A 20,442-nucleotide genomic window follows, 5' to 3' on the forward strand; every position below is an offset into this window, starting at 1 on the left:
ATTTTTTAATGTTGACGCCGACGGAGACATCGCCGGCGTCATGCGTTATCAGAAGGAAACGTCGACGCCGCCGCGCAGCACTTCTTCGTTACCACGATCGGCAAAGTGTTTGTCAGCACGCAGGAAGAAACGGGCATCCGCCGCTTTACCGACGTCCAGTCTCACGCCTGCCCACTGCGAGTCTTTATCCAGTCGAATGCCTGGAATATCGAGGCGTTCTCCTTCGCGGCCCAGTCCGCTCCAGCGGGCGGAGACATCAAGCGATGGGTTAGTGAACGCATGCTGATACTCACCGCTCACGCCGACGCTGCTCCACCATCCCTGATTCCATTGCAGCAGGGCGCGCAGGTTAAGCCCTGTCAGACCTACGGTACGGGAATAATCGTTGCCTTCGCCTGTCAGACCCAATGCGCTGCCGGTATCCGTAAAGCCGCCAGTGGACAGGTAGCTGTATTTGAGTCCTGCATAGGGCTGCACGCTAAAGATATCGTTGAGCGCCAACGCGTAGCCAGTTTTGAGCAGGCTCTGCCAGCTATCGCTTGAGGTGCTGCTGGAAACGGCTTCGACATTGTTCAGCAGGATAGATCGCTTCAGCTTATCGCGGCCGTGCTGATAGCTCAGGTTGCCCTGAACGTACCATTCTGGCGTGAGGTTATAGCGCGCATAGGTCATCACCCCGTGCAGTTCATTCTCACTGCTGCCGCCGCTACCGTCGTAGTCTGCTTTGATCTGGCTGTTGGTATAGGCAATCCCAGCGCGTAGCCCCGGCGTGTTGAAGTCGGTGTCCGTACCGATGGCGGTGAGGGTGATATCGTAATGGCTGCCCAGATAGCCGGACTGTTTCAGGTCGCCGCGCAGCTTGCCGGTTTCAATCCACAGTCCGTAGTTTTTCCCGCTCCCTAACAGATCCAGTCGGTTGTTCAGGAGCTGGTTCTGATAATCCAGGCTGTTAAACAAAATGGCATTGCTGGAGGCATGCGCCTGACCGGATAGCGAATCCAGCGCGGTAGCGGCGGCACTCGCGCTGCCTAACTGCTGGAAGGCGGTAGCTTTCGCCAGCAAACTGGATTGCTGCTCGTTGGTTGAGGACAAGGTTGACCAGCGGTCGGCAACCTGTAGCGCCGATTCGATATTGGCGGCGGTCTGCAACTGTGCGGTGCTGTGCAAGCCGCTGCTGGTGGCGGCCTCTACGGTGTTCAGGCGGCTGAATGCGCCTGTGACATCGTTGCTGCCGTAAGTCAGGTTCCCCGTCAGGAACAGTCCGAGATCGGTAGTGCGAAACGTGCCGCTGATCCCCTGATTGCTGTGCAGCAGTGTTTCCTGCGTTTGGACGAGGTAGGTATTGCTGGGCAGGCCAACGCGCAATGTGCCATCCAGTGCTGCGCTGCCTTCCACGGTGAGCGGATTGGCCAGCGTTACGCTCAGCAGGCCGTTGCTGCCCTGAGTGTAATTGCCGGCGACGGTCAGCCCACCGTCTGCGGTGGTGGCAACGAGACCCGTGTTACTCACATTACCGCCAATACGGCCTTTTCCTGCCAGCGTGCCTGAGCCGGATACGCTGGCGTTGCCCGCAATGGCGCCGTCAACGTACAGGCTGTTAGCGGTGATTTGCGTATCGCCTTTATAGGTGTTGTTGCCAGTCAAATGCAGAACGCCTCCCGCATTGCTGGCACCGTTAACGATCAGGCCGTAATCGCCGCTGATATCGTTAGCGAACGTGTAGTCGCCTGCGGTTAAACGCGCGGTGAAGTTATCGGCATAAAACATGGCCGGGCCTTTTACCGCTTTTTCGACGTTCAGATCGCCCCAGCCAAAGGTATCGTTATAAGGGCGTCCGTTGGCGGTGTCGGCTACCGAAATATAGGCCGGATGGAAAACACTTCCTGTGACGTTGCCGTCGCTGTCTCGGATGATTTCGTAGTAAGAATTCTCTGCGTCGTAGCGAGTATACCCATCGGTGTGGTAGGTCGCGGTAGTGAGCAACGTCTGTTGCAGGTTATATCCGGTCATCCACGGGTAGACGGCCTGTACTCGTGAAGCCCCGCCTGCAACGCGTGGAGCCGCGAAGGAGGTACCGTGCGACCGCTCTGAAGCGCTGCTGCCCGCAACGGGATAATCGACATAGCCCGGTGCGCTCATGCAGTAGACGGCGACATTGCCACATTTATCAAAAAGATACATCTCAGCAGGGCGTTCATTGCCTTCCTGACCAACCCATTCGGGGATATAGCCCGTAACGGCCAAAATGCCTTTTTGCAGCGAGGTATCGCCAAAAATCAGCGGGATCTGGGTATTGGGTGACGGCGTGGAGCCAGCGTTGTTCCCCGTGGCGACAATACTCAGCGCTTCGGCATCGACGATACTTTTCAATTCGTTACGCACTAAGAGATAGCTAAAATTGTTTCTGGCGCTGTTAAATGTCTCGGTGGTCGTCAGTCGTTCGTCTGCGGAATAGGACATATTGATGATTTTCACGCCTGAGTTGAGCAGCCAATTCACGGCAGACGTGGTGTTTTGATAGTCAAAGCGGTTATTTAACGACGTTTGCGCAATATAGAGTTCGCTGTCCGGCGCGACACCTCCCGCATAGCTTTCCGTCGCCAGACCTGCCAGCGCGAGTGCCACCAGCGTGCCGTGGCCGTTAACGCCCTGATTATCGTTAAGCTGTGAACCACCGACAAAAGAGGTGAAATGGAGATTGCTGTAATTAAATTCCGGGCGAGCGGCTTCCAACCCGGAATCAATAATTCCGACTTTAACGGCGGATGCTGTTGGCGTTTCCGGCGTCGTAGGTGTGGTTGGCGTTGTCGGCGTAGTCGGTGTCGTTGTGGGCGGCGATGTTGGCGCGACGCTGGCGGTTTCACCGCCGCCACCTCCACCGCTGCCGCAGCCTGCCAACATCAGCAATGCGAGACTGATATTGGCCGCGATGATTGACTGCCTGAATACGTGATTTTTTAATGAAACGGTTCTTTTTAATGAGAATCGCCGCGCTGCTGTCATTTTATTTTCCCTGTATTTTTAGAACATGGAACCGCCTCCCAAAGAAACAGGGATTTGGAAAGCCAATTGCCGCTAATAAGAGGCGTTATTCTGGTGAATAAACCTTATTTGCATGAAGGGCAGTTTCTGGTAGAAAAGAACTTCATTCCCCTTCACTGATCTTTGTGCAATAACCACAGGAAAGTGACAGCGAGAAACCCATTATTTTTGCTGAGTCAGGATAAGCCGATGCTGGAATTACGCCCCAACTGTGAGCACTGCGATTGTGATTTGCCGGCGGATGCCGAAACGTACATCTGTTCCTATGAGTGTACGTTCTGTCCTGACTGTGCGGATTCCGTCTTTCACCACGCCTGCCCGAACTGCGGTGGAGAACTGGTTAAACGGCCGGTACGCCCAGCTCGCTGTCTGGCGAACGATCCGGCCTCAACGATCCGTATTATCAAACCGCACTGACAGGGAGGGGCGAGCATCCCTGTCTGTCGTTGCAAAAAATGGAACATCTCGTTCAGTAATTCCCGATTTCTCCTGTTAGTGCACGGCGTATAGTGAGGATTAACCGTACCTTATGACGAATATCGGCAGGTGACGCCTTCGGCGCATGCCTTCAGGAGAGAAACGTGAGTCAAGATTATGTTGTTGTTCAGCAGCCTTCGGAAGCAAATCGGTTAATCCTGCTGTTTCATGGCGTGGGCGATACCGCGGCAGGCATGGCGCAGATTGGGCGCTATTTTGCTGCCGCGTTGCCGCAGGCGATGGTGGTCAGCGTTGCTGGACCGTTCAGCAGCGGCTATGGCGACGGGCGACAGTGGTTCTCTGTTCAGGGAATCACGGAAGAGGATCGTATCTCCCGCATTGAAGCAAACCTGCCGCGCTTTATTGATACCGTACGCCACTGGCAGGCGCAAAGCGGTATGAGTGCGGAACACACCGTGCTGGTGGGCTTCTCACAGGGCAGTATTATGTCGCTGGAGGCGTTGAAGTCTGAATCCTCGCTGGCTGGGCACATTATCGCGTTCAGCGGTCGCTTTGCTGTGTTGCCAGAAAAGGCATTTGCCGATGTCGCGGTACACCTGATTCACGGTGAAGCGGACGGCGTGATTGTGGTTGGACATGCTCACGCTGCCGCTCAGCGCTTTCAGGAACTGGGGACGTCGTTTACGTTGGATGTCGTCCCCGCTGTCGGACACGGCATTGATGAACGGATGTTGAAACAGGCGTTGTCTTACCTCAAATAAAAATCTATCCCGCTATACCTGTCATACTTCAAGCTGCATGTGCGTTGGTTCCCTTAAATGCTCGGATCTTTATGGGCTGGCTTTAAAGGATCAACGCCTTGCGCTGTTCAACCCGTTCACGTTTTATCATTTCACTCGAATGACCTAATCTTTATTCCATTAAATTATCTTATTGCTCATTCTTTCACTTCTCTATTCAAAATGGAGACTTTATTTTTAGAGATAAGGTTTTATCCATATTAAAAATAATATAGTCCATATTGGGATGTTAAATAATATAGGCAATGTTTTTATTTGTGTTGAGTGTTCAATATTTATCTTATTTTTTCAGATATAAATATCACATCCTTATGGAAAAAGAGGGTGTGCCATGTTTAAGCGTATTAAAGTCATTACCATCCTTGTTATCTTATTGTTTGTTTTGGGGATATCTCAATTCTTAACCGGTGCGCTATCCGTTCGCGCACTGATTAACGACAGAGAGGGATTCCTTGTCTCCCAACGCTCTAACCAGAATGTAGCCGCATTTACCGATGCATGGATTATGATGAATCAGACGCGCATCGCTATCGGTTCTATTATACAAAACATGATGATGGGGAATGCGGATAAAGAGGCTATGCAGGCTCTTTTACAGCAAGCAAAATCGCAATTGGCCGCCTCAGAGAGTAGTTATAAACACTATTTGTCTCTGCCTAATACGCCCGGGTTGGATGAAGCGTTATCCAAAAAACTTGAGGCGAGCTATACCGCTTACGACAAGCTACTGAATGATATTGTGGATTCGCTTTCCGGTGGGTTAGCGGGGGCGGCGATGAAATTGAGTAGCGGTGCGACGCCGCTGAACGTGGCTATGCAGGACGCCTATATTACGTGGCGAGCGGCGCAAAACCAGCTGTCGGATGACGGGCTACAGGAAAACCACGCGGCATTTGAAACGATGCTGTGGCTTCTGGGCGCACTCTCTGTGGTTGTTGTGCTGGTGATTATCCTCAGTTGGATCGGGTTGCAGCGTATTCTTTTGCATCCGCTGCGTACGCTCATGCGGCATATCAGTGCGATTGCCGAGGGCAATCTGACACATCCTATCGATGCGACCGGTCGTAACGAGATGAGCCAGCTTGCGGCAGGGCTACATCATATGCAGCAGTCATTAATCCGCACCGTCAGTCTGGTACGCGACAGTTCCCACTCCATCCACGCTGGAGCTAGTGAAATTTCGGTGGGCAGTAACGATCTGTCTTCGCGCACGGAGCAACAGGCGGCATCGCTACAGGAAACGGCGGCTAGCATGGAGCAGCTGACCTCAACGGTGAAGCAGAACTCAGACAACGCACGTCAGGCTACGCTGCTGGCAAAAAATGCGTCGGAAACGGCCAATAAAGGCGGCACTGTCGTCGATAATGTTGTGAAAACGATGAATGAGATAGCCGACAGTTCACAAAAAATCGCCCACATCACCAGCGTGATTGATAGCATCGCCTTCCAAACCAATATTCTGGCGCTGAATGCAGCGGTAGAAGCGGCGCGAGCCGGGGAGCAAGGGCGAGGTTTTGCCGTGGTGGCGGGCGAAGTGCGAACGCTGGCGCAGCGCAGTGCTCAGGCTGCCAAAGAAATCAAAACGCTGATTGATGATTCGGTGAGCCGCGCCAATACTGGGTCTTTGCAGGTGAAAGATGCGGGTGACACGATGAAGGAAATCGTCGGTGCCGTGAGCCGGGTGACGGATATTATGGGGGAAATCGCGTCGGCATCCGATGAGCAGAGCCGTGGGATCGATCAGGTTGGGCAGGCGGTCAATGAAATGGATCGTGTTACCCAGCAAAACGCCTCGCTGGTTGAAGAATCTGCGTCTGCGGCGGCGGCATTGGAAGAGCAGGCCAGATATTTACAGAACGCGGTAGCGGTGTTCAAGATTGATCAGGCCGCAGCGCAGGAACATCGTGCCGAGCGCGCACCTTCTCTTGCTGCATTACCAAAATCATTGTTACCCAAACCCGCTCATGCTGGGTCATCGAATGCGAATTGGGAAACGTTTTAGCAGACGTGAGCGTTTTAACGGAAGGGTAAGCATCCAAACCGCCTGCCGCACGGGGCTTAGCTCGCGCGCAGGCGGTTTGGCGATGATAGGTGTCAGGGTTTTTTCTTCGGCCAGTCTTCGTCTTCTTCCTTGTCCCACTTGTCGTTGTTGTCACGATGCGGGGGCAATTTCGGTTTGTTGAGCAGAAAACGCGTATGGTCAACATTGCGCAATTCTTTGATGCCGTTAATCAGCATGCCTATCAGGACAATCAGAATTATCCACCAGTAATCAGCCAGCCATGCCATGGTTACGCCTCATCAACATTATGAATATAACGGGTAAACAGCTGCGGCAAGTTCTGGCAAAGCCAGTGGTAGCCTGCAATGTCTTCATTTTGCCAAGCGGCAAGAATGAGGTCGGGTGTCAGCTGTTCTTCCGCATACTGTGCTAGTGGATAATAGCTGATATGCCAGAGTTCGGCTGCGACACCGCCGAGATCGTGCGCATAAGGCCGATAAAAACCGTATTCATGCATGTGTGCACTCAGCCACGCGTTCAGTGCGGCAAAGTAACCGCCTTCTTCATATTCCCACGGCGCCAACTGGAGCGAACGGCCTGCGGGTAATAAATCGGGATCGTAGATATCGAGATCGCTGCCCCAATGGTGGCGGCTGGAACCGGGCATGGCGGACCAGCGCAGAATCGCTTCACAGCGCTCGCCTTCCTCCAGAGATAACACGTCCAGCGGCTGGCTATTGGCATCCATAACGGGACGCTCGCCGCGAAATTTGCCATTCCAGATCTGACGTTGGCGCTCGAAATCACGAAACGTACTGGCGGGCTGTAGGTTAAATCCCGCCGTTTTTGCCGCCTGCTGTAGCGCCAGAAACGCGGTTACCGCCTCCGGCTGAAGACGATGATGGCCGTGTAAAGCGACCAGATGCTGGTCGCTTTTACCGGTTAACGTAGCTGGCGTCATCATGCGATGAGCTGCTCCATAATGCGCTGATACATGCGGCTCAGTAGCTGTAGGTCTGCTGCGCTGACGCATTCATCGACTTTGTGAATCGTGGCATTAACGGGCCCCAGTTCAACGACCTGCGCGCCCATGCGAGCGATGAAACGGCCATCGGAGGTGCCGCCAGTGGTCAGCAACTCTGGGGTGACCTCGTTGTAATGTTTGACGGCATTCACCACGGCATCGACCAGATCGCCGCGTGCGGTGAGGAATGGCTGGCCGGAGAGCGTCCAGTCGATGGTGTAATTAAGCTGGTGGCGATCCAGTAATTCAGCCACGCGCTGCTGGATTAAGACATCCGTCAATTCGGTGCTGAAACGGAAATTGAACTGCACAGACAGCTCGCCGGGGATGACGTTATTGCTGCCGGTGCCTGCCTGAATATTGGCGATTTGCATGGTGGTTGGCGGGAAGAAGGCGTTGCCCTGATCCCACTCGGTTGCGATCAGTTCGTTAAGCGCCGGAGCTGCACGGTGAACGGGGTTGTCCGCCAGATGAGGATAGGCAACATGCCCTTGCACGCCGTGTACGCGCAGATTCGCGGTGATAGAACCACGACGGCCGTTTTTTACCACATCGCCCACAACATGCGTACTGGACGGCTCGCCGACCAGACAGTAGTCCAGCCGCTCGTTGCGTGCCATCAGCGCCTCAACCACTTTTACGGTGCCGTTAACGGCGCTGGCTTCTTCGTCCGAGGTAATCAGGAACGCCAGACGCCCCTGATGATTAGGGTGGGCGGCGACAAAGCGCTCGGCGGCAATCACCATCGCAGCCAGTGAACCTTTCATGTCCGCCGCGCCGCGACCGTACAGCATGCCGTCACGAATGATGGGTTCAAACGGTGGATGCTGCCAGTGGCTTTCATCACCGCTGGGAACCACATCGGTGTGTCCGGCGAACGCCAGCGTTTTCCCTGTGCCGCGCCATGCCCAGAAATTCTGGGTATCGCCAAAATCCATCGCTTCGACGGTAAAGCCAATCGCCGTCAGGCGTTCAATCATGAGCGCCTGGCAGCCTTCGTCATTCGGGCTGAGGGAAGGGCGTTTAATTAACTGTTGAGCGAGTTCTATGACTGGGCAAGACACGTTATTTGTTCTCCGCAATAAATTTCTGGTAGCTGTCGATACTGAAACCAAGCAGCGCGTGGCCGTCATCGGTCATCAGCAACGGCCGTTTAATCACTGCTGGCTGCTCCAGCATCAGGTTTTTGGCGGCCTCTGCGCTGTCGCGGGTATCGCTGGTGATCTGTTCACGCCATTCTTCGCTGAGCTTGCGCCAGGTCGTTCCGCGCGTGTTGAGTAAGGCCTGAAACCCCAGTTGGTCGATAAAACGCTGGAGCTGTTGTTCATCCAGACCGTCGGCACGGTAGTCATGGAAGCGATAGGCTACCTGTTGCTCGTCCAGCCAGCGGCGCGCTTTCTTTATAGTGTCACAGTTTTTGATGCCGTACATGGTCAGCGCCATAGGGATAAAATCCTTTCTGCTTATTGGGTTGCATGACGATTGCTGTTTAGGACAGCACGGCCTGACTGAGCCTAATCGTGCGATAGCCCAGCATGCCGAAAAAAGGCGGGGAGATCTACTGTGAACTGTGTTGCAGAAATGTGAGGAAGTATGATTTTTATACTTTCATAACACTTTTCCCTGATTAAAAAGTGTGCGTATAATGCGTCGCCGTTAATCACCAAGAGGTTCGCATGGTAGAAGTAGAAGTGAGTACTTGGAAAGATTTTATTGAAGCAATGTTACGTAAATAATAACGAGAAGTACTGTTAGTCATTGCATATCATACCAGGAATAAAATCATACGAATAAAGCAGTGTTGAGTCTCTCAATACTGCTTTTTTTCTTTGTAAAAAGGGGAAACCTGAGTAAATAAAAGAGGCTATTATTAGTTTGCGTATAATTTTTTATTTTATCTAACTAATTCATGACGATGGCTGACTAAGTGCAAATTTCGCGGCGGCAATCGCGTGGAGCTTGCTGGTATCAAAAAGAGGAACCTTTGCATCCTGAGCACCGATTAACAGCGGGATCTCCGTACAACCCAGAATGATGCCTTCCGCGCCTTGCTGTTCAAGCTGCTGGATAATGTCCCGATAGACCTGCCTTGATACGTCGTTAATGTTCCCCAGACACAGCTCGTCGTAAATGATGCGATTAACGGCCTCTTTCCCCTCATGGTCAGGAACCATCACCTCCACGCCAAATCGTTCCTGAATGCGCTGGCGATAGAAATTCTGCTCCATTGTGTAGCGGGTTCCGAGCAAACCAACTTTCTTTAATCCATGTTGTTTCAGGCTGGTACCGGTGGCATCGGCAATATGCAAAAGGGGAAGCTGGCAGGCCCGTTCAACGTCATCGGCCACTTTATGCATCGTGTTGGTACAGATGACGATCGCCTCTGCGCCCGCCTGACGTAATCCTACTGCGATATTGCTGAGTACAGCGGCTGACTGCTCCCAATCACCTTGTGACTGCAACCGTTCGATCTCGTGGAAATCAACGCTGTGCAGGATGATTTTGGCGGAGTGCAGGCCCCCAAGTTGGCTTTTCACATACTCGTTGATAATGCGGTAATACGGGATGGTGGATTCCCAACTCATGCCCCCGATCAGACCCAGCGTTTTGCTTACCATAGTGCCTTCCTTCATATCGTAAAAAGTGATGAATTGGCCAGAACTGAACTCTCTGCGTTCTGCATCGGGTTAAAATAGGACAGCGGAGTTGCGCGGTATACATTTTTAGCGACTTTTATCACTTTTTATCCAACTTCAACTGGACAAAAGGCCAATCTATTGTTGTACTGTACCTGACACAGATTTTGTGTCTTTCATTCATGTAAAGGTAAGTTTGATGTCTAAGATTAAAGGTAGTGTTAAGTGGTTCAATGAGTCTAAAGGCTTCGGTTTCATCACTCCTGAAGATGGTAGCAAAGACGTGTTCGTACACTTCTCTGCCATCCAGAGCAATGGTTTCAAAACTCTGGCTGAAGGTCAGCGTGTAGAGTTCGAAATCACTGACGGTGCCAAAGGTCCTTCAGCTGCTAACGTTAACGCTATTTAATTATACCGATTTCGTGAAAAACCCGCCGATGGCGGGTTTTTTTTGCTTCATTTTCCACGTTCTATCAATTTCCACGTGCTATCAATTTTCAACAAATATCAGTGTGTTGTCACCCACGTGACCAGAGCAAACGCCAACGCGGTCATGAGCAACGAACCCGCCAGATTCAACAGTAGGTGTAACCCCGCCGCCGCAAGCTGCCCACTTTGCAGGAACATGACGACTTCGGCAGAAAAGGTCGAGAATGTCGTTAAACCGCCGCACAGACCAGTGGTAATCAATATTTTCCAGTCCTGATCAAGATAAGGATGGCGTAGGAAGAAGGCTAACGCACCGCCAATAACGAAAGCCCCAATCAGGTTGGCAAGCAGCGTGCCCAAAGGGAGCGACGGGTACAGATTGTTAAACTTCACACCAAGCTGCCAGCGCGCCACGCTACCGACTCCGCCACCAATAAATACCGCGAGTAATGTACTAAACATAGAAACCTTTCTTGGATTGCTTTTACCTAGATTGTTTTTGCGATCTCGGAGAGTGTTGGGCAAGACGCTACGCCCTCTCTGCGAGGTGGACGTAGACATCATTAGCCGAGTGGCGGTTGTACCCTGTATTTAAGGCTGTCAGCGTTCTGGCTGCGCGAGGGTAGGGAGGACTGTCATCTCCGCTTTAGTAGGGAAAGTTTACGCCGTCAGACGGGTTTTTTGTAGTGATGCCAAGGCGAAAGTTGTAAAGCAATCTGAATGCGTGCGAAAACACTTTTGCCGCGTCTTACTTTGTTACAGATGCTAATTGTGCCCTGCTGCGTAAGGTTTTACATAGAAGGCATAGGATAAAAAGAATTGTTTTCGACAAGAATAGTCTCGTTTGCTGGCGTTTCCAGCCTCTGTAAATCAGGTAGGTTTGTATGGAAGGTATCAGTATTGCCAAGCTGTTGGTGATTGGCGCATTAATCATTCTGCTGTTCGGTACGAATAAACTTCGTAGCCTTGGCGGTGATTTGGGCGCGGCGATTAAAGGCTTCAAGAAGGCGATGAATGACGATCAACCGGCGAAGACGGATGATACGACAGCGCTGAATGATTCTTCTCGTAAAGAATCCTGATCGCACCTCACACAGCAAAACGGACGGCAATAGCCGTCCGTTTTTTATTCCACACAGAAAATGTGTAAATATGTATGAGCGCTTATTTTACTTCGATGCCCTTTGCCTGTAGGTCGGCATGGTAGGACGAGCGAACAAATGGACCGCAGGCAGCGTGGGTAAAGCCCATCGCCATCGCTTCGGCTTTCATCTCATCGAACTCATCTGGGCTGACGTAGCGCTGTACTGGCAGGTGATGGCGGCTCGGCTGTAAATATTGTCCCAGCGTCAGCATCGTCACGCCGTGGCGACGCAGATCGCGCATCACTTCCACGATTTCAGCATTGGTTTCCCCCAATCCAACCATCAGGCCAGATTTGGTCGGGATATCTGGATGCGCTTTTTTGAAGTTTTCCAGCAGCTTCAGTGACCACTCATAGTTCGCACCAGGACGAACCTGACGGTAAACGCGCGGTACGTTTTCCAGATTGTGGTTGAACACATCTGGCGGCGTGGCGGTCAGGATCTCTAACGCGCGATCCATACGGCCACGGAAGTCTGGCACCAGCGTTTCGATGCGGATACTCGGGTTCTTGCGGCGAATGGCGCTAATGCAGTCTGCAAAGTGCTGGGCTCCGCCATCGCGCAGATCATCACGGTCAACGGAGGTGATCACGACATAGCGTAAACCCATGTCATGAATGGTCTGTGCCAGTTTCTCAGGCTCATTGGCATCCGGCGTAAGCGGGCGGCCGTGGGCAACGTCACAGAACGGGCAGCGACGCGTACAAATGGCGCCCAGAATCATGAAGGTGGCGGTACCGTGGTTGAAACACTCCGCCAGATTCGGACAGGACGCTTCTTCGCAAACTGAGTGCAACCCGTTTTTGCGCATGGCCGCTTTGATTCCCTGAATACGGCTTGAATCCGCCGGAAGCTTAATCTTCATCCATTCAGGTTTGCGCAGAAGCTCTTGGCGTTCGGTGACGACGGTACGTACCGGGATTAGCGCCATCTTATCGGCATCGCGGTATTTAACGCCGCGTTCGATCTGAATCGGTTTACTCATGTTTGCGTAAGTTCCAGTTCTGAATCGTTTCTTTAAATTTGTAATTCAAATTCAAAGGATTATGTTTTTAGTTAAACTTTTTTTTAAAAAACTATAAAAATTATATCATCTTGCCTAACCACAATCAGCCTTTGCGCGATCAAAATGAAGAAATTATGTGAATAAAATGTAATTTATCAAAAAACGATCGTCTAACTGACTGATTTTTATTAACAGGATGAAATGCATTAACCAGGAAGCGGCTCACCCTGAACGTCCAGATTCCACGGAACAAATTCGGGTGCGGAATAGCCGACTAACTGTAAAAAGGTATTCACCAGCACGGGGGCGGTGTCATCCAACGTGACGCCCGGCACCAGATCGCTGATTTGCGTCATTTCCATTCCAGCGTAACCACACGGGTTGATACGCAGGAAAGGGGAGAGATCCATGGCAATGTTGAGCGCCAGCCCGTGGAAAGAGCAGCCTTTGCGAATACGCAGTCCTAACGAACAGATTTTACGTTCGCCTACATAGACGCCGGGTGCATCAGGGCGCGCATGAGCTTCAATCTGGAAATGTGCCAGTGTGCCAATCACGGTGTTTTCGATGGCGGTGACGAGCTGACGAACGCCGAGCTTGCGACGCTTCAGGTCAATCAACACGTACATGACCTGCTGACCGGGGCCGTGGTAGGTTACCTGACCGCCTCTGTCGCTCTGAATCACGGGAATATCGCCGGGCATGAGGACATGTTCGGCTTTACCTGCCTGACCCTGCGTAAATACGCGAGGATGCTGAACCAGCCAGATTTCATCTGGGGTTTTATCATCACGTCGGTCGGTGAAATTATGCATCGCCAGAGAGACGGGTTCATACGGCTGTACGTCAAATTGGCGTACGATGATCTTATCCTGTAGCAAGTGTGTCATCTTCAGGTTAAGGAAAGGTGGGGGAGATTATAACGGCGGGAAGCGTCAGCGAACAGTCCTATGCAAAACTATGCGGTATAAAACTATGTAGTATAAAACTATGCCGCATTCGCCAATTTTCCCGCCCGTTCTTCTTACAGCTCGATGCTTACAGAACTATATGCCTTACAGAACCATGCGCACGATGTCTATGTTGCCCAGTTCTTCGTACAGCGTTTCCACCTGCTCAATGTGAGTCGCCGTGATGGTGATGGAAACCGAGTGATAATTCCCTTTGCTGCTGGGTTTGATCTGCGGCGTGTAATCGCCTGGCGCATGACGCTGTACCACTTCAACGACCAGATCGACTAACTCTGGTTTTGCCTCGCCCATGACTTTGTAGGTAAAAATACAGGGGAATTCAAGCAGTTCGTTTAATTTGGTTTTCATTTGCGCTCCAGAGAGGGTAATACATCGGTATTAGCACTGACATAACGACATTATACTAAAAAATATAACTCCCGCGTTGTGCGGGAGTTATGGATGGTATTTATATGGGGGCGTTTTGGCCCCATACAAGGGGGGATCAGCCGAACCAGTGATGGAACATCAGTTTGATGTAGTCGATCATGCGGCCAAAGATCCCGCCTTCTTTCACTTCGTTCATGACGACCAGCGGGCGCTGATCGATGGTTTTGCCATCCAGTTGGAAGTTGATAGAACCCACAACCTGATTTTTGGCTAATGGCGCATGCAGTTCCGTATTATCCAGAACATAGCTGGCTTTCAGATCTTTCATACGGCCACGCGGGATGGTCAGGTAGGCATCTTTCTCAACGCCCAGCGCAACGCGGTCGCTGTCGCCAAACCAGACTGGCTCAGAAGCGAATTCTTTGCCTGCTTTCAATGGCGCGACGGTTTCAAAGAAGCGGAAGCCCCAGGTCAGCAATTTCTTACTTTCTGATTCGCGTCCTTTGGCGTTACGCCCGCCCAATACCGCCGAAATCAGGCGCATCTGGCCTTCTGTTGCCGAGGCAACCAGATTAAAGCCGGCTGATGACGTATGGCCCGTTTTGATGCCGTCAACATTCAGGCTGGAATCCCACAGCAAACCGTTACGGTTAGGCTGGCGAATATTGTTGAACGTGAACTCTTTCTCTTTGTAGGTCGCGTACTCTTCTGGCACATCACGGATTAACGCCTGACCGATCAGGGCCATATCGCGTGCCGAACTGAACTGGCCCGGTGCATCAAGGCCGTGCACGGTTTCAAAATTGGTATTTTTCAGTCCCAGTGCTTTCACGTAACCGTTCATCAGGTTAACGAAGGCATCCTGACTGCCAGCAACGTAGTCGGCCATCGCGACGCAGGCATCGTTACCAGATTGCAGGATAATGCCGCGGTTTAACTGGGAGACAGGAACGCGGTCGCCCGGCTTCAGGAACATCAGGGAAGAGCCTTGGAAAGTCGGGTTGCCGGTTGCCCAGGCATCTTTACCGACGGTAACGATGTCGTTCGGGCTGATTTTTCCTGATTTAATGGCCTGACCAATCACGTAGCTGGTCATCATTTTCGTTAAGCTGGCCGGATCGCGGCGCGTGTCGGCATTCATTTCCGCCAACACTTTCCCAGAGTTGTAATCAATCAGGATGTAGGATTCAGCATCGATTTGCGGGACGCCGGGGATCATCGTTTTAAGATTGATATCTTCGGCATAGGCAAAGGAAGAGGCGCTAATGGCGAGCAGTGCGCCAAGCGCAGTACGTTTAGTAAAACGAGACGTGTTTACAGTATTCATGATTGGAACAACAACATCCGTGGGTATGAGTTAAAAAACGAGCCACACTATAGCAGATGGGAAATAGGCAGGCATCAGACATTACGTTACGTGATTTTGCAAAAGGGCGGTATGTTCAATGCCATAGCCGCCTTTTTCGCTGCGTGAGTCTGCCGATTATCCGTTACTAGAGAGTGCTGGGTGCGGCGGTAATAAACGACTGCTGCTGAGCTTCGACTGACAAACGTTGTTGAAGTTCAGCGGCTTGCTGACGATTCTGGAATGGCCCCAGTTGAATACGATACAGGCCGCCGCTCGCCGTGACTTTCCCGGCCACGCGGAAGCGTTCGCTCAGGCTGCGCTGCCAGGTTTGTGCTCGCTGCTGATCGCTCAGTGCACCAACCTGAACTACATAGCGGCCCGTGGTGGATGGCGTTGTAGCAACGGGAGCGGCAATCGTAGCTGCTGGCGCGATGTTCATTGGCGCAGCGGATGACGATGGTGTTGCGGTTGGTGCCACGTTGGGTTCAACCACACCAGTACGCAGTGCGGAGGGGGCACCCAAAAAACCACCGCTGTGTGATGGTGCGCTGCTCTGCGGCTGAGCATCTTCTGTTGGTGTGCTCAGGCTGCTATTACTGATCGGGCGTACGGCGCTGTTGGGCGTGGGTGACGTCGTTTCCATCATCGGTGTGCCCAGCCCGCTGGCACCGAAGCTCGGGCGTTCCGGTAGGGCGAAGCTTTGCTTGGCGACGGTGGTGCCCACGGTTCCGGGACCGGAGAGCGTGCCGTCTGGCGCGACGTTGATGAAATCCACTTTTACTTTGGTATTGTTCGAGATGTTCAGCCGATCGCCTGCGGCCTTCGACAGATCGATAATTCTGCCCGGCGTATACGGCCCGCGATCGTTCACACGCACCACCAGACGGCGACCGTTACTCAGGTTGGTCACGCGGACATAGCTTGGCAGAGGCAGCGTCGGGTGGGCAGCGGTTATCGCATTAGGGTCAAACGTTTCGCCGATTGACGTGCGGTTGCCGCTGGCTTCTTCGCCATACCATGCCGCTAAACCTGTCTCGCTAAAATTTTGCGGATTTTTGACAATCTTATAGGTCTTGCCTTTGATGTTGTAGTCTTGCAGCGTGCCCTGGTTATAGGGTTCATAACGTGGTTCTGCGCCACCGATCTCTTCCGTCGGTCCGCTGTAAACCTGAGTCACGGGCGGCGTAGGTTGCCGTTGTTCCGTTGTGGTACAGGCCGCAAGCGCCAGAGTTGCTACGCCGACCCAAAGCCAATCCTTACGCATTGCTCACCTCGTGTTATAAATTCTTAGATAGCAGTTTGCGGTGAGTATGTATCGACATGACGATACCGAACCCCGCCATTAAGACGACCAGCGCCGACCCGCCGTAGCTGACTAGCGGCAGCGGCACGCCAACGACGGGAAGTATACCGCTGACCATCCCGATATTGACGAACACATAGAAAAACAGAATCAACATTAGCCCGCCGACCATGACCCGGCCGAACGAGGTTTGCGCATTCGCGGCAATGACTAGACCGCGCATGATCATGAACAGATACATGGCGAGCAGAATTAAGACGCCGATTAACCCGAGCTCTTCTGACAACACAGCAAAGATAAAGTCGGTGTGGCGCTCTGGCAGAAACTCTAACTGAGACTGTGTGCCATGTAGCCAGCCTTTTCCAGACAGACCACCTGAGCCTATCGCAATTTTCGACTGAATAATATGGTACCCGGCTCCGAGCGGATCGCTTTCTGGATCGAGCAGCATCATGACCCTGGCGCGCTGATAGTCATGCATCAGGAAAAACCAGAGTATAGGAATAAAAGCGGCGAGTAGCAGTACGGCGATGCCAATTAACCGCCAGCTCATGCCAGCGAGGAAAAGCACAAATAGGCCTGATAGCGCGACCAGAATCGAGGTGCCTAAGTCGGGCTGTGCGGCAATCAGCAGCGTAGGGACAAAAATCAGCACCAGCGCGATTGCCGTATTTTTTAGCGACGGCGGGCACATATCACGGTTGATAAAACGTGCGACCATCAGCGGTACGGCGATTTTGGCAATTTCTGACGGCTGAAAACGGATAAAGCCCAGATCCAGCCAGCGCTGTGCGCCTTTACTGATCTGCCCAAAAATATCCACGATGAGCAGCAAAATCACGCAGACGATGTAGAGGTAGGGAGCCCAGCCTTCGTAGACGCGCGGGGGAATTTGCGCCATCACGATCATCACCGTAAACCCCAACACGATTTGAACGACTTTTCGTTCCATCATGCCGATGTCCTGCCCGCTGGCGCTCCATAAGACAAATAGGCTATAGCCCAGCAGTGCCAGGATGCAGAGAAGAAACGGGAGATCGATGTGGATTTTTGCCCAGAACGATCCCTTTTGTTGGCTATCCGTCATGACTATCTGTTACTCACTCTCGCTACCCGGCGGCGCAGGAGGCGCACTGGGTAAATCGGTATTGTTATCACCCAGCAGAATATGGTCAAGGATCTGGCGGGTGATAGTGCCAACGGTCGGGCCTGCTCCACCGTTTTCCAGAATAATCGACATCGCTACTTTAGGGTCTTTATACGGGGCAAACGCAACCATTAATTTATGGTCACGCAGATGTTCTGCGATCTTGTGCGCATTATAGGTTTCGTTTTCTTTCAGGCCGAAAACCTGTGCTGTACCGGATTTTGCCGCAATTTTATAAGGCGCATCCTCAAAGCTTTTGTGGGCGGTACCGTTAGGCCGATTAGCCACGCCATACATGCCGTCCTTCGCCACTTCCCAATAGCCAGAGTGGATGTTGCCAATTTGCTGATTCTCAGTCTGTCGGAAAGGCACAATCGTGCCATTTTCCCGCGAGCTATAAAGCAGGTGTGGTGTTTTGACCTGGCCGTCGTTGATCAGCGTGACCAGTGCTTTATTCATTTGGATAGGCGTCGCAGTCCAATAACCTTGACCAATCCCGACCGGAATCGTATCGCCCTGATACCAGGGCTTTTTGAATCGCCCTAATTTCCATTCACGCGTTGGCATATTGCCTTTGCTTTCTTCCGAAATATCAATACCGGTTCTCTCGCCGTAACCAAATTTGGTCATCCATTCGGACAGGCGATCGATTCCCATGTCATAAGCGACCTGATAGAAGAACGTATCCGCAGACTCTTCCAGCGATTTGGTGAGGTTAAGGCGACCATGTCCCCATTTTTTCCAGTCACGGAAGCGCTTTTCAGAACCGGGTAATTGCCACCAGCCGGGATCGAACAGGCTGGTGTTAGTGGTGATCACACCTGCCGTCAGGGCGGAAACTGCGATATAAGGTTTAACGGTGGAAGCGGGGGGATAAATCCCCTGTGTTGCACGATTGATCAACGGACGGTCGGGATCGCTTTGTAGTTTGTTATAATTTTTGGTGGAAATTCCGTCGACAAACAGGTTGGGATCGTAACTGGGCGTGGAAACCATCGCCAGAATACCGCCGTCGCGTGGATCGGTGACAATCACAGCAGCACGACTGCCTTCCAGCAGTTTCTCGATGTAGATTTGCAGGCTCAGATCCAGCGTCAGATAAATATCACGCCCGGCCTGCGGTGGTTGTTCGTGGAGCTGACGGATCACGCGGCCGCGGTTGTTAACTTCAACTTCCTCATAACCCGGCTTGCCGTGGAGCAAATCCTCGTAATGGCGTTCAATCCCCAGCTTACCGATGTCACGCGTGGCGGCATAGTCGGCAATTTTTTCTTCTTTGGTCAGCCGCTCCACTTCTTTATCGGTGATTTTGGAAACATAGCCGATGACGTGTGTCAGCGCAGAACCGTAAGGATAATAGCGGCGCTGATAGCCTTTAACTTCAACGCCGGGGAAGCGGTATTGGTTGACGGCAAAACGGGCAACCTGAATCTCATCGAGCCCGGTTTTTACTGGAATGGAGGTAAAGCGGCGTGAGCGTTTGCGCTCTTTTTCAAAATTTTCCAGATCGCTATCGGTCAGATCGACAACGGGGCGGAGGGCTTCTAGCGTATCTTTAAGGTTATCGACTTTGTCGGGCACCAGTTCTAACTGATAGATAGTGCGGTTAAGCGCCAGCGGGGTGCCGTTACGATCGTAGATAATGCCGCGGCTGGGCGCGATAGGAACCAGCTTAATACGGTTCTCATTAGAGCGTGTGCGGTAGTCATCAACACGCACAATTTGCAGATGATAAAGATTAGCGACTAATACACCGGAAAGCAGCAAAATGCCCAGAAAGGCTACCAAAGCACGGCGCACAAACAAGGCGGACTCAGCCGTATAATCACGAAAGGGTTTACGTTCTACTTTCATCCAGCGTTATTTCACAGGTTTCATCGTATCGCCTTACTCCCGATGGTAAGGGTGATTAGTCGTAATGCTCCATGCACGATACAGGCTCTCCGCCACCAGTACACGAACAAGCGGGTGCGGCAGCGTTAATGGCGAGAGTGACCAGCTTTGTTCTGCTGCGGCTTTGCATTCCGGCGAAAGCCCTTCAGGCCCACCAATCAGCAAGCTGACGTCGCGCCCGTCTTGTTTCCAGCGCTCTAACTGTTGCGCTAACTGTGGCGTCTCCCAGCGAGTCCCTGGAATATCCAGCGTAACAATGCGGTTGCCTTTGCCCACTGCGGCTAGCATCTGTTCGCCTTCGCGCTCCAGAATGCGTTTAATGTCCGCATTTTTACCCCGTTTCCCCGCCGGAATTTCGAGTAATTCGAAAGGCATGTCCTTTGGGAAACGGCGCAGATAATCGGTGAAACCAGTCTGCACCCAGTCGGGCATTTTGGTGCCAACGGCGACCAGTTGCAGCTTCATATTAGCCCCACAGCTTTTCTAATTCGTACAACTGGCGGCTTTCTTCTTGCATGACATGAACCATCACGTCACCTAAATCGACAACAACCCAGTCAGCTGCGCTTTCGCCCTCGACACCGAGTGGGATCAGACCCGCGGCGCGTGAAGACTGCACAACGTGATCGGCAATAGACGCGACATGACGTGTGGAGGTTCCCGTACAGATAACCATATAATCGGTGATGCTGGACTTACCCTGCACGTTAAGTGCAACAATATTCTGGGCTTTTAAGTCATCGACCTTATCAATAACGAAGTCTTGGAGTGCTTGGCCTTGCAAAGGTTCCCCCTCAATGGCGTTTTGTCAGCAACTGACGAACGCGTGTGGCGCTGAATTGTTTAGGAAAATGGTAAATCACCGAGTAATTACCGAGAATTTCTGCTT

General features: G+C 52.1%; 22 protein-coding genes and 1 riboswitch. Of the genes, 6 read left to right on the forward strand and 16 right to left on the reverse strand.

From position 1 onward, the window contains the following. Positions 1–48: 48 nt before the first annotated feature. Positions 49–3,003: an autotransporter domain-containing protein gene (locus EO763_RS06535; RefSeq protein WP_161528452.1), complete on the reverse strand. Its 2,955-nt coding sequence runs from the start codon at positions 3,001–3,003 to the stop codon at positions 49–51. A 228-nt stretch (positions 3,004–3,231) separates the two neighbouring features. On the opposite strand from EO763_RS06535, the gene EO763_RS06540 reads away from it, so the two are divergent. From EO763_RS06540 to EO763_RS06550, 3 genes are all read left to right on the forward strand, one after another. Beyond that, a complete protein-coding gene (locus EO763_RS06540; RefSeq protein WP_103164828.1) occupies positions 3,232–3,459 on the forward strand; it encodes a DUF1272 domain-containing protein in 228 nt (75 codons plus the stop codon). 164 nt (positions 3,460–3,623) lie between these two features. Then, positions 3,624–4,241 (forward strand): esterase, encoded by a 618-nt coding sequence (ypfH, locus tag EO763_RS06545; protein ID WP_161528453.1) that lies wholly within the window; start codon positions 3,624–3,626, stop codon positions 4,239–4,241. 370 nt (positions 4,242–4,611) lie between these two features. Continuing rightward, positions 4,612–6,282, forward strand: a complete 1,671-nt coding sequence (locus EO763_RS06550) for a methyl-accepting chemotaxis protein (RefSeq protein ID WP_161528454.1) — start codon at positions 4,612–4,614, stop codon at positions 6,280–6,282. 92 nt (positions 6,283–6,374) lie between these two features. Here EO763_RS06550 and EO763_RS06555 read toward each other — a convergent pair whose 3' ends face one another. From EO763_RS06555 to EO763_RS06570, 4 genes are read right to left on the reverse strand one after another with little or no spacing between them, the layout of a single operon-like run. Further along, positions 6,375–6,569 carry a YpfN family protein gene (locus EO763_RS06555; RefSeq protein WP_010309028.1) on the reverse strand — a complete coding sequence of 65 codons (195 nt, stop codon included), beginning with the start codon at positions 6,567–6,569 and terminating at the stop codon, positions 6,375–6,377. A gap of 2 nt (positions 6,570–6,571) precedes the next feature. Continuing rightward, positions 6,572–7,246, reverse strand: a complete 675-nt coding sequence (locus EO763_RS06560) for a M15 family metallopeptidase (RefSeq protein ID WP_161528455.1) — start codon at positions 7,244–7,246, stop codon at positions 6,572–6,574. After that, on the reverse strand, positions 7,243–8,370 hold the full coding sequence (gene dapE / locus EO763_RS06565) for a succinyl-diaminopimelate desuccinylase (RefSeq protein ID WP_039488864.1): 1,128 nt from the start codon (positions 8,368–8,370) through the stop codon (positions 7,243–7,245). Before dapE ends, EO763_RS06560 begins: the two co-directional genes overlap by 4 nt. 1 nt (position 8,371) lies before the next feature. Further along, entirely contained in the window at positions 8,372–8,749 is a 378-nt protein-coding gene (locus EO763_RS06570; RefSeq protein ID WP_161528456.1) for an ArsC family reductase, read from the reverse strand. Positions 8,750–8,982: 233 nt separating this feature from the next. Between EO763_RS06570 and ypfM the strand changes: the two genes are divergently transcribed. Beyond that, positions 8,983–9,042 carry a protein YpfM gene (ypfM, locus tag EO763_RS23900; RefSeq protein WP_137739554.1) on the forward strand — a complete coding sequence of 20 codons (60 nt, stop codon included), beginning with the start codon at positions 8,983–8,985 and terminating at the stop codon, positions 9,040–9,042. A 171-nt stretch (positions 9,043–9,213) separates the two neighbouring features. Here the strand turns inward: ypfM and EO763_RS06580 are convergent, their stop codons facing one another. Further along, positions 9,214–9,924, reverse strand: a complete 711-nt coding sequence (locus EO763_RS06580) for an aspartate/glutamate racemase family protein (protein ID WP_161528457.1) — start codon at positions 9,922–9,924, stop codon at positions 9,214–9,216. A 217-nt stretch (positions 9,925–10,141) separates the two neighbouring features. On the opposite strand from EO763_RS06580, the gene cspE reads away from it, so the two are divergent. Beyond that, positions 10,142–10,351: a transcription antiterminator/RNA stability regulator CspE gene (cspE, locus tag EO763_RS06585; RefSeq protein ID WP_005976270.1), complete on the forward strand. Its 210-nt coding sequence runs from the start codon at positions 10,142–10,144 to the stop codon at positions 10,349–10,351. A gap of 98 nt (positions 10,352–10,449) precedes the next feature. On the opposite strand, the gene crcB is transcribed toward cspE, so the two are convergent. Further along, positions 10,450–10,833, reverse strand: a complete 384-nt coding sequence (gene crcB / locus EO763_RS06590) for a fluoride efflux transporter CrcB (protein WP_161528458.1) — start codon at positions 10,831–10,833, stop codon at positions 10,450–10,452. An 85-nt stretch (positions 10,834–10,918) separates the two neighbouring features. Continuing rightward, a riboswitch (Fluoride riboswitch) is annotated at positions 10,919–11,023 on the reverse strand. 232 nt (positions 11,024–11,255) lie between these two features. On the opposite strand from crcB, the gene tatA reads away from it, so the two are divergent. Then, the gene (gene tatA, locus EO763_RS06595; RefSeq protein WP_010298753.1) at positions 11,256–11,453 is read left to right on the forward strand and encodes a Sec-independent protein translocase subunit TatA; all 198 of its coding nucleotides are present in this window, start codon (positions 11,256–11,258) and stop codon (positions 11,451–11,453) included. An 82-nt stretch (positions 11,454–11,535) separates the two neighbouring features. Here the strand turns inward: tatA and lipA are convergent, their stop codons facing one another. The 9 genes from lipA to rsfS form a co-directional block, all read right to left on the reverse strand. Beyond that, on the reverse strand, positions 11,536–12,501 hold the full coding sequence (lipA, locus tag EO763_RS06600; RefSeq protein WP_014914620.1) for a lipoyl synthase: 966 nt from the start codon (positions 12,499–12,501) through the stop codon (positions 11,536–11,538). Positions 12,502–12,728: 227 nt separating this feature from the next. Next, positions 12,729–13,412, reverse strand: coding sequence for a lipoyl(octanoyl) transferase LipB (gene lipB, locus EO763_RS06605; RefSeq protein ID WP_208851990.1), 684 nt, complete (start codon positions 13,410–13,412; stop codon positions 12,729–12,731). A gap of 165 nt (positions 13,413–13,577) precedes the next feature. Further along, positions 13,578–13,841: a DUF493 family protein YbeD gene (ybeD, locus tag EO763_RS06610; RefSeq protein ID WP_102116700.1), complete on the reverse strand. Its 264-nt coding sequence runs from the start codon at positions 13,839–13,841 to the stop codon at positions 13,578–13,580. A 136-nt stretch (positions 13,842–13,977) separates the two neighbouring features. Then, a complete protein-coding gene (gene dacA / locus EO763_RS06615) occupies positions 13,978–15,189 on the reverse strand; it encodes a D-alanyl-D-alanine carboxypeptidase DacA (RefSeq protein ID WP_010284040.1) in 1,212 nt (403 codons plus the stop codon). A 166-nt stretch (positions 15,190–15,355) separates the two neighbouring features. Continuing rightward, on the reverse strand, positions 15,356–16,474 hold the full coding sequence (rlpA, locus tag EO763_RS06620; protein WP_161528460.1) for an endolytic peptidoglycan transglycosylase RlpA: 1,119 nt from the start codon (positions 16,472–16,474) through the stop codon (positions 15,356–15,358). A gap of 13 nt (positions 16,475–16,487) precedes the next feature. Further along, positions 16,488–17,600: a peptidoglycan glycosyltransferase MrdB gene (gene mrdB, locus EO763_RS06625; protein ID WP_039488874.1), complete on the reverse strand. Its 1,113-nt coding sequence runs from the start codon at positions 17,598–17,600 to the stop codon at positions 16,488–16,490. A 9-nt stretch (positions 17,601–17,609) separates the two neighbouring features. Next, positions 17,610–19,514: a peptidoglycan DD-transpeptidase MrdA gene (mrdA, locus tag EO763_RS06630; RefSeq protein ID WP_039488876.1), complete on the reverse strand. Its 1,905-nt coding sequence runs from the start codon at positions 19,512–19,514 to the stop codon at positions 17,610–17,612. 33 nt (positions 19,515–19,547) lie between these two features. After that, positions 19,548–20,018 (reverse strand): 23S rRNA (pseudouridine(1915)-N(3))-methyltransferase RlmH, encoded by a 471-nt coding sequence (gene rlmH / locus EO763_RS06635; protein WP_005976291.1) that lies wholly within the window; start codon positions 20,016–20,018, stop codon positions 19,548–19,550. A gap of 1 nt (position 20,019) precedes the next feature. Next, positions 20,020–20,337, reverse strand: a complete 318-nt coding sequence (rsfS, locus tag EO763_RS06640; RefSeq protein ID WP_039356444.1) for a ribosome silencing factor — start codon at positions 20,335–20,337, stop codon at positions 20,020–20,022. Between the last annotated feature and the right edge of the window lie 105 nt (positions 20,338–20,442).

The sequence above is a fragment of the Pectobacterium odoriferum genome (genome assembly GCF_009931295.1).
In the GTDB taxonomy this organism is placed as follows: Bacteria; Pseudomonadota; Gammaproteobacteria; order Enterobacterales; family Enterobacteriaceae; genus Pectobacterium; species Pectobacterium odoriferum.